The sequence below is a fragment of the Pseudarthrobacter cremeus genome (assembly GCF_051857465.1).
In the GTDB taxonomy this organism is placed as follows: domain Bacteria; phylum Actinomycetota; class Actinomycetes; order Actinomycetales; family Micrococcaceae; genus Arthrobacter.
This window is the reverse complement of sequence record NZ_JBPZHC010000003.1, coordinates 208,372-217,382: the sequence shown is the minus strand read 5'-3', so window position 1 is coordinate 217,382 and position 9,011 is coordinate 208,372. Positions and strand designations below refer to the sequence as shown.

Here is a 9,011-nt window from a genome sequence, read left to right as displayed (position 1 = left end):
CGCCACGCCCACCTCCGGAAACGCACCCCTGACAGTCAGCTTCACCGACACGTCCACGGGCAGCCCCACATCCTTGGCCTGGACCTTCGGCGACGGCGGCACCTCCACCGCCCAGAACCCCTCACACACCTACACGGCAGCCGGAACCTACACAGCGAAACTGACCGCGACCAACAGCTCCGGCTCCACCTCCGCCACCACCACCATCACCGTCGGCACAGCACCCCCGGCCGCCCCGACAGCCTCCTTCACCGCCACGCCCACCTCCGGAAACGCACCCCTGACAGTCAGCTTCACCGACACGTCCACGGGCAGCCCCACATCCTTGGCCTGGACCTTCGGCGACGGCGGCACCTCCACCGCCCAGAACCCCTCCCGCACCTACACGACAGCCGGAACCTACACAGCGAAACTGACCGCGACCAACAGCTCCGGCTCCACCACCGCCACCACCACCATCACCGTCGGCACGGCACCCCCGGCCGGAGGGGTGACGGTGGTCGCTTCGAGCACCGCGTCCATGACCACGGCGGCGGCCGCCGTGGAACTGGCCAAACCGGCAGGTACGGCGGCCGGTGACGTGCTGGTCGCGTCGATTACCGCGGACTACAACCCGACAATGGCTTCGGTTCCGGCCGGCTGGACGCCGATGGTGAACGCCTTGTCGATCAACAGTTCGTCCTCGGCTGGCTCCCGGGCATTCGCTTACTACCACGTGGTGGGAGCCTCCGATCAGGCAAGCTACTCCTGGACGTTGAGCACCGCCGTGAAATGGGGTGGCGGCATCACTGCTTACCGCGGGGTCAACACCACGACCCCGCTGGACACCCCAGTGGTCAACGCCGTGAATACGACGTACACAGCGACCAGCATCGCAGGCCCCAGCGTGACGACAGTAAGCAACGGCGCCATGCTGATTGGCGGCATCGCCTGCGACTGCAGCTCGCCGGTGGTGACCCCGCCAACCGGCTGGACTGAGCGGTGGGAGGCCCCCTCCGGCCAAATTGCCGAACTGGCCGATGAGGTTCAGGCCACCGCGGGCGCAAGCGGAACGGCCACGTGGACCTTCAGTGCCATGAGGGCAGTCGCGGTCTGGCGGACGGCGCTGAAGCCGGCAGGTTAAACCCCCGGCCGCGTAACCTGCCTGTGCAGGACTGCTGATCCGGCGGGCTACGCCGCAGTGCGGAAGAACAACTCCGTGACCGAGGCCAGCCGGGCAGGGTCATCCACGCCGCAAAGCTCCCGGGCGGAGTGCATCGAGAGCAATGGAACGCCGACGTCGACCGTCCGGATCCCGAGGCGGGTGGCGGTCAGCGGGCCAATGGTGGAGCCGCAGGGCACCGTATTGTTGGACACAAATTCCTGATACGGAACCGTGGCCTCACGGCAGAGGCGTGCCCAGAACGCCGCCCCGCTGGCGTCGGTGGCGTAGCGCTGGTTGGCGTTGATCTTAAGCAGCGGGCCACCGTTCAGGACAGGATGGTTGGCGGGATCGTGCCTTTCGGCATAGTTCGGATGGACGGCGTGCCCCGCGTCAGCGGAAACGCAGAACGAGGCCGCCAGCGCCTGCCGACGCTGGCTCACCGACGCGCCCAGGCCGTCGGAGATCCGTACCAGCACGTCTTCGAGGATGGGGCCGCATGCTCCCGAGCGGGAGTTTGAGCCGATTTCCTCATGGTCGAACGCCGCGAGGACCGCGATCGGCGCGCCGGCAGCCGGTGAACCTGCGCCTGCTCCGGAGGAAGAAGCGATCAACGCTGCCAGCCCGGCATGCGTCGCTGACAGGTTGTCCAGCCGCCCGGAGGCGAAGAACTCACTGTTTACCCCGAAAACCGCGGGTGCCTGCGTGTCCGCGATAACGACGTCGTATCCGCCGATCAGGGCGGGATCGACCGAAGCGTCAGGCACATGCGAGGCCAGCACGGATAGCAGGTCAAAGTCATTCGGGTTGCCCAGGCCCCAGACCGGGTTCATGTGGCGTTGCTTGTCCAGGGTCAGGCCGTCGTTCACGTTGCGGTCCAAGTGGATAGCCAGTTGCGGAAAGCGGAGCATGGCGCCGGTGGCGGTGAGGTGTTGGGTTCCGTCCAGCATGACCAGCCGGCCGGCAAGCTGCAGCTCCCGGTCCAGCCACGAGTTGAGCAGCGGGCCGCCATAGACCTCGACGCCGGCCTGCAGCCACCCGAACGCGCCGGTGGTTGGCTTGGGCTTGAGTTTGAAAGACGGCGAGTCAGTGTGCGCGCCCAGGATGTTGAACCCGGTGGTGGGTCCGGCGTTTTCCGGGACCACCCAGGCGATGAGGGCGCCGTCGCGGACTATGTAGAACCGGCCGGCGCCGCCGTCCCAGGGCTGCAGTTCGTCCAGACGGGTGAAGTCCGCCTCGTCCAGCCGGCGGGCGGCTTCATGGACGGCATGAAAGCTCGACGGCGACGCGCTGACGTAGGCGCCAAGGTCCTGGATGTGGTCTGCGGCGGAAGGTGAAGGCATGGTTCCGAGTCTAGATGGTCACGTTAAGCCCTGCCGTGTACCCGGTGGCGGCCGACCCGGTCATCGTGGCCAGCTGGTAGATGCCGCCGTCGTCCCGGAAGACATTGTCGGACTGCAGGGTGGTCCGTTTCATGTTGGTGACGCTGGCCTCGTAGCCGGGCGTGGCGTAGACGTCGTCGCAGGCGGCCTTGGTCAGCGCAATCTGCGACACCGCCAGAACCTGCCCTGCCGCCGTCGCGTTGCCCATCGATTCGAACACCTCGAAGTGGATGTGCGGCCAGCGTCCCGAATAGGCGCCAGGAAAAACGGACGTAAAAGTGACCTGCCCGTTGGCATCCGCCTCCTGGACGCCGCGGAGGTAGTTTTCGCCCTTCAGGCCGGAATCGTACAGCGAATACCGCCCGTCCCGGTCGCAGTGCCAGGCATATACGGCGGCACCGGCAAGCGGAACACAGCCGTTGGCGTTGTCCAGCAGGGTCAGGGTAAAGGTCAGCGGCACGCCCTCGGCTTTCGCGCTGCCGGTTCCGAAGCTGGTGGTGATGTCCTGGCGCACCACTCCGGAGGCTGTCAGCACATTGGGACCGTTGGAGCCGTCACCCGGGTACGGACCTGCCGTTTCCGCGGGAATTTCCACCCCGCATTCTGCGATCGCCCGGGTGAGCATGGGCGATGCGGAGGGCGTCGCCGTCGCCGCCGCAGAAGTCGCTGCAGCACTGGCGGCGGCACTTTCGGTGGCGGCCGACGTCGTCGTGGCGGCTGTGCTGCCCGACCCGCCGGGCGTGCAGGCCGCCAGGGCAGCAACGGCGCCGCCGGCGCCGAAGAACATGCCGAGCGAACGGCGGCTCATCATCGTGGAGAGATCAAACTCAAGGCCGCGGTCATGGTTGGGATGGGGAACATGATTGGTCATGATCCCCATCCAACCCGCCGCGCCTATCGCCTGCATAGGCGGTTCCTGTGCGGAACCTGTGCGCTGCCTCTTAGACGTCGCGCTTCTTCAGCACGACGGCGGCGAGCACCACCGGGATGACCACCCACGCGCCAAGGACCAGGGCAGCCTGCCAGGCCTCGAGGGTGTCGGGTATGTGCTGCGCCGCGGCCATGGGCTCCACGGTGTTGCCCGGAAGGTACTTGCGGGTCTGGACGAAGAAGTCGCCCGGAATCAGCTGGAACGCGATGGGAGCCACGAAGAACAGGCCCACGAGGGTCATGATGCCGCCCGCGGAGTTGCGCAGCAGAGTGCCAAGCGCCATACCGATCGCGGCAACAGCGGCCACGTATGCACTGTTGATCAGCAGCATTTTCACTGACTGCGGGCTGGCGGGGTCCAGCTTGAGGTCGTAGTTGTCCAGGATCGGCACTGAAACCAGGCCGGCGATGTACACGGAAACCGCTGTGACAATGAACGCGGTGACCATCACCACCAGCAGCTTGGCCACGAAGGCCGGCGTCCGCTTCGGCACGGCGGCGAAGGTGGAACGGGCCATCCCGGTGGAGAACTCCGAGCTCATCAGCAGCACGCCGAGGGAGCCGAGGATGAGCTGCGCGAACGCGATGCCGGACGTGGGAACGCCGACGGCGATGTCACTGCCCCGGGCCGCAAGCCGTGCGGCCGCCTGCGGGTCGTTCAGCGCCTGCTGGGAGAACTGGCCGGTCCCCCACGCGGAGAGGGCACCGAATCCCACCACCACCAGGACCGTGCAGGCAAGAAGGATCAGTGTGGAGAGGAGGGTGCGGAACTTGATGAATTCGGAGTTGAGCACGCGGGGGAACGACGGGCCGGGACCCGTGCTGGTGCCGTCGCCCGGCAGTTGACCGGAGTGTGCCGTGCCGGCGTGGGCGCCGCGGCGGGAGGGGTTGGGTTCGAGGGTGGTTGAGCTCATGGCTGGTTGCCTCCGGCCTGGACGGGGGCGTCGGCGCCCGTGCTGATCAACGAGTGGTATTCGACCTCATCCTTGGTCAGCTCCATATAGGCTTCCTCAAGGCTGGCCTGCAGCGGGGTGAGTTCGTAGATCATGGTGTGGCTCTCGAGCGCGGTCCGGGCGATCTGGCGGGGATCGAGGCCGGAAACTTCGAGAAGTTCGTTGTCCTGGAGCTCCACGGAGACACCCTCACCGTCCAGCAGGCGCATCAATTGCTCCGGCTGGTCGGTGCGGACCCTGGTGCGGATCCGGCCCTTGCCGTTGATGATGTCCTTGATCGGCGCATCGGCGATGATCCTGCCTCGGCCGATCACGATCAGGTGGTCCGCCGTAAGTGCCATTTCGCTCATCAGGTGGCTGGAGAGGAACACCGTACGGCCCTCGGATGCCAGGTACTTGACCAGGTTGCGGACCCAGACAACGCCTTCCGGATCCAGGCCGTTGACGGGCTCGTCCAGGATGACGGTCTGCGGATCGCCGAGCAGCGCAGCGGCAATCCCGAGCCGTTGTCCCATGCCGAGCGAGAATCCCCCCACCTTCTTCTTCGCCACGTCCGTGAGCCCTGTCATCTCAATGACTTCGTGCACACGCTTTTTTGGAATGCTGTGCGTCGCGGCCATGGCCAGAAGATGGTTGTACGCCGTACGGCTCGTGTGGACGGCTTTGGCATCGAGCAGCGCACCGACGTCGCGCAGGGGGGCAGCGTGCCGCGTAAACGGTGAGCCGTTGACAGTGACCGTTCCCGACGTCGGCCGGTCCAGTCCCATGATCATGCGCATGGTGGTGGACTTGCCTGCGCCATTGGGGCCGAGGAAACCGGTGACCCGGCCGGCCTCGACCGTGAAGTTGACTCCGGCGACGGCGGTCTTCTCGCCGAAAACCTTTGTCAGGCCTTTTGCCTCAATCATGGACGTGTTCCTTCGAATGGCAGCCAGCCGGCTGCGGGATGCGGGATGGGTGGTTGGTACCCTCCACGCTACCGATCGCCGGCGCCGATTTTGTCCGTATCAGGGATGAATCAGGGTCCAATCAGGGTTTGTCGAACGAGATGATCAGGGCCTGGAGTCCTCATGACCTGGGGGAGTAATAGGTCAGGGCCTGCCGTTCCACCCGTATCCGCACGCTGCGCACGCCCGCCACCGCTTCTCCGTCGACCGCCAGGACCATGGGGGACCCGTCCGCCTCGATCCGGACCTCCGAGGCCTCCCGCAGGTGGGTGATCCTGGACGTCGCCACCGTGCCGGTCAGCACCGACCACAGCAGGCGGAGCCGGGCAAGGTGCTCGTCGGCCGTGATCATCCGGACGTCCAGGACCGAATCATCGAGCACAGGCCGCAGCAGCGGTGCATGGTCCCGGGGATAGTAGCGTCCGCGCCCGACGTACGCGATCCATACCTTGTGCTTCACACCGTCCACGGTCAGGGTGGTGGGTGTTCCGGCGGCGAAGGTACGGAACATGGCCACCACCCCGGCGAGGGGTTTGCCGAGGGCGGGCTGCAACTGTTCCCGCCGCCGCACCAGGTTGGGGTACAGGCCGATGCTGGCTGTGTTCAGCATGATGTGTTCCGCTGTTTCCGGGTTGCCTGCCAGCCCGCGTTCGACGGTCACGATGCCAACGTCCGCCCGGGCCGCCTCGCCGCGGGTGGCCGCCGTGACTGCATCCTGCAGGGTTCCGGTTCCCGCGTCCCGGGCAAAATGGTTCAGCGTGCCGCCGGGCAGCACCAGCAAGGGCAGGGAGCGCTCGACGGCGGCCGCTGCTGCCGTGCCGACGGTTCCGTCACCACCCCACACACCCAAGGCCAGCGTTTCCGGACGCCCCACGACCTCCAGGATGGCCTCTTCAAGGGCCTCGTCAGGCTTGACCGTCTCTATATGCGCTTTTGGGAATACTTCCTGGAGCGCCGACGCGGTCTGCTCGGTGAAGGAACCGCCCAGGGTGTTCACCACGATGCCGAGGCCCGCGCCGTCCTGGAGTTCAGGCGCATCTGTCCAGCTTCGGGTGGTGGGCGGAAACGGGGGACGGACCGGCCACCACTTCCGGGTGATCAACGCCGCCCCCGCACCGATGGCTGATCCGAAAAGGACGTCGGACGGCCAATGGGCTCCCGTATGCACCCGGGAATAGGCGACGCCGGCGGCCAGCGGGGCCAGCGCTGCCCCCAGGGCCGGCTGAACGATGCCCGCACCCACCGCAAATGCGACGGCCGAGGCCGAGTGGCCGGACGGCATGGAGGAGCTGGTGGGCTGCGGATGGACGAACCGGAAAACCGGCAGGTGCTCCGGGAGGGGACGGGTACGCGGGAGCAGGGTCTTGAACCCTATGTTGGTGACGGCAGATGCAACTGCCTGGGCGATCAGCCCGTGCAGCGCGGCCCGGCGTGGCTTTCCGGGAAAGAGGGCCATCACTGCTGCCGCCCCCATCCATAGCTTGCCGTGATTGGCGGATGCGGACAGGCGGCGGAAGAACGTGTCGTGGCCGCCGCTGGGGAAGGAGGACACCCTGCGGACCAGCTGCCGGTCGATGCGGGTGATCAGGCCTGGTCCCTTGCGCCATACTCTGTGCATCCCACCACCCTACTGCCGAGGCGGGCGGTACCTGCCGAAGCTACTTGGACGCCAGCGGCTTCGCGGCACCGGCGAGCAGCAAAGCAAGCATGATCGGCGCCAGGATGGCGAGCAGCGCCAGGTGGATTCCGGTGAGATCGCCCAGGTAGCCCAACAGGGGCGGGCCGGCGAGGAACGAAACATACCCCAGGGTGGATACTACCGAAACCCTGGCGGCTGCATGCTTCGGATCGTCGGCGGCGGCAGACATCCCCATGGGGAAGGCCAGCGCGGCGCCGACGCCCCACAGCGCAGCTCCGACACCGGCCAGCCACACGTTCCCTGCGAGTACGAACATGCCGAGACCGGCGGCCGCTGCTGCCATGCTGGCACGGAGCACGGCAACGCGCCCGTAAGTGTCGATCACCCGGCCGCCGAAGAACCGCATGGCCGTCATCGCCAGCACAAACAAGGCAAACATCAGGGCGCCGGTGGATTCCGAGGCGCCCAGCCCGTCCACGGTTGCCTTCGCGATCCAGTCATTTCCGGCGCCCTCGGTCAGGGTGGCACCCAGGACCACAACGCCGATCAGCAGGGTACGGCCGTCACGCCAGGCGGATTCCTTCGGGGTCCTCGGTTCACCGTCAGCAAGCGCTGCCTCCGGCAGGTGCGGGAGAAAGTAGCGGGGCGCGATCAGTGCCACGACGACCACGATGCCGGCGATGGCCAGCAGGTGCAGCGGAAGGCCGACACCGATACTCGACAGCCCTGCGCCGATCAACGCCCCCACAAACGCCCCGCCGCTGAAGGCGGCGTGGAACTGGGGCATGATGGTCCGCCGCAGCTTGTGCTCGACGTCGGCGCCCTCAATGTTCTGGGAGACATCCCACAAGCCGATCCCGATCCCGAAGAAGAACAGGGAGATGGCCGTGCCCGCCACCGACTCGGCCGACAGGGAGAGTGCAATCCCGACGCCGGCCAGTGCTGCCAACACTCCGGCCGAGCGTACGGCGTTTGCGGTGCCGATCCTTCCCACCACAAGTCCCGCCGTCGGAAGTGCCAACAGCGAGCCGATGGCCGTGCACAGCAGCAGCGTGCCCATCTGGCCGGAGGTCAGGTGCAGCGTTTCGGTGACGGCAGGAATACGTGCTGCCCAACTGGCGAAAACGAAGCCGTTGACTCCGAAGACCACAAACGTGGCGGCGGCGGCTGCCCGGAGGGAGGGACCGGTTGAGGTGCTGGTGTTGATGCTCATGCCTTGACTACTTCCACCGGGAGTGTGTTGAGGTGCGCGAGTTCTTCCGCACTGAAATCCTTGTCCGTCACAATGACGTCCACCGCATCAAGGGCGGCCACCATGGCCACTGCCGTGGCATTCCACTTTGATCCCGCAGCGGCAACAATCAGCCGGGCCGCCGATTCGAGTCCTGCCCGCTTCACTGCCGCATCCTCAAGATCATGGGCCAGGAGCCCGTCCTTGAGGTTCAGTGCACAGGGCGTGACTACTGCCGTGTCGAAACGCAGCGAGCGGATGTTGGCTTCGGCGAGCGGGCCGCGGAAGCAGAGTTCGCCGGGGATCAGGCTGCCGCCGGGCAGAAGCAGCGCGGGGCGATGGCCCGCATCGCCGGCGTCGCCGGTTACCGCATTGAGCGAAGGCAACGACGTCGGCATGAGGGTGAGTTCGCGGCCCTGCAGCGCCCGGGCGATCTCGGTTGCCGTGCTTCCGGCATCCAGCCAGACGTGTTCCCGGTCCTTGAGCAGTCCGGACACCGCTGCCGCAATCCGGACTTTGACGTCGTGGTCTTCAAGTTCGCGTTGGCCATAGCCGGGGTTCTCGCCCCGCCCGATCAGGCTTTTGGCACCGCCATGGACCCGGCGGAGGACACCGTTGGCCGCGAGCACCTCCAGGTCGCGGCGGATGGTGGCCCCGGACGCGTCACAGGCGGCCACCAGTTCATCCACGGTCACCTCAGGGCGGTGCCGCAACAACTCACCGATCAGCCTGTGCCGCTCGTCAGTCTTCATTGTCTATATGCTAGCAATTTATGATCACTTAATCAT

8 protein-coding genes are annotated in these 9,011 nt (G+C 66.5%); 1 reads left to right on the top strand and 7 read right to left on the bottom strand.

Annotated elements, in window-relative coordinates; genetic code table 11:
* On the top strand, positions 1 to 1,123 hold a 1,123-nt coding region (locus ACS5PJ_RS07585), incomplete at its 5' end, for a PKD domain-containing protein (protein ID WP_439434306.1).
* 47 nt (positions 1,124 to 1,170) lie between these two features.
* Here ACS5PJ_RS07585 and ACS5PJ_RS07580 read toward each other — a convergent pair.
* The 7 genes from ACS5PJ_RS07580 to ACS5PJ_RS07550 form a co-directional block, all read right to left on the bottom strand.
* A complete protein-coding gene (locus tag ACS5PJ_RS07580; RefSeq protein ID WP_439434305.1) occupies positions 1,171 to 2,484 on the bottom strand; it encodes a M18 family aminopeptidase in 1,314 nt (437 codons plus the stop codon).
* A 10-nt stretch (positions 2,485 to 2,494) separates the two neighbouring features.
* Positions 2,495 to 3,394, bottom strand: coding sequence for an intradiol ring-cleavage dioxygenase (locus ACS5PJ_RS07575; protein WP_439434304.1), 900 nt, complete (start codon positions 3,392 to 3,394; stop codon positions 2,495 to 2,497).
* A 70-nt stretch (positions 3,395 to 3,464) separates the two neighbouring features.
* The gene (locus ACS5PJ_RS07570; protein ID WP_439434303.1) at positions 3,465 to 4,367 is read right to left on the bottom strand and encodes an ABC transporter permease; all 903 of its coding nucleotides are present in this window, start codon (positions 4,365 to 4,367) and stop codon (positions 3,465 to 3,467) included.
* Positions 4,364 to 5,314 (bottom strand): ABC transporter ATP-binding protein, encoded by a 951-nt coding sequence (locus tag ACS5PJ_RS07565; protein ID WP_439434302.1) that lies wholly within the window; start codon positions 5,312 to 5,314, stop codon positions 4,364 to 4,366. The genes ACS5PJ_RS07570 and ACS5PJ_RS07565 overlap by 4 nt, the downstream gene beginning before the upstream one ends.
* 160 nt (positions 5,315 to 5,474) lie before the next feature.
* A complete protein-coding gene (locus ACS5PJ_RS07560; RefSeq protein ID WP_439434301.1) occupies positions 5,475 to 6,971 on the bottom strand; it encodes a bifunctional phosphatase PAP2/diacylglycerol kinase family protein in 1,497 nt (498 codons plus the stop codon).
* A gap of 40 nt (positions 6,972 to 7,011) precedes the next feature.
* On the bottom strand, positions 7,012 to 8,205 hold the full coding sequence (locus tag ACS5PJ_RS07555) for an MFS transporter (RefSeq protein ID WP_439434300.1): 1,194 nt from the start codon (positions 8,203 to 8,205) through the stop codon (positions 7,012 to 7,014).
* A complete protein-coding gene (locus ACS5PJ_RS07550) occupies positions 8,202 to 8,975 on the bottom strand; it encodes a DeoR/GlpR family DNA-binding transcription regulator (protein WP_439434299.1) in 774 nt (257 codons plus the stop codon). Before ACS5PJ_RS07550 ends, ACS5PJ_RS07555 begins: the two co-directional genes overlap by 4 nt.
* Positions 8,976 to 9,011: the final 36 nt, after the last annotated feature.

Coding starts and splice junctions, on each gene's coding strand:
- ACS5PJ_RS07580 (WP_439434305.1), bottom strand. CDS start 2,484: ATGCCTTCACCTTCCGCCGCAGACCACATCCAGGACCTTGGCGCCTAC.
- ACS5PJ_RS07575 (WP_439434304.1), bottom strand. CDS start 3,394: ATGACCAATCATGTTCCCCATCCCAACCATGACCGCGGCCTTGAGTTT.
- ACS5PJ_RS07570 (WP_439434303.1), bottom strand. CDS start 4,367: ATGAGCTCAACCACCCTCGAACCCAACCCCTCCCGCCGCGGCGCCCAC.
- ACS5PJ_RS07565 (WP_439434302.1), bottom strand. CDS start 5,314: ATGATTGAGGCAAAAGGCCTGACAAAGGTTTTCGGCGAGAAGACCGCC.
- ACS5PJ_RS07560 (WP_439434301.1), bottom strand. CDS start 6,971: ATGCACAGAGTATGGCGCAAGGGACCAGGCCTGATCACCCGCATCGAC.
- ACS5PJ_RS07555 (WP_439434300.1), bottom strand. CDS start 8,205: ATGAGCATCAACACCAGCACCTCAACCGGTCCCTCCCTCCGGGCAGCC.
- ACS5PJ_RS07550 (WP_439434299.1), bottom strand. CDS start 8,975: ATGAAGACTGACGAGCGGCACAGGCTGATCGGTGAGTTGTTGCGGCAC.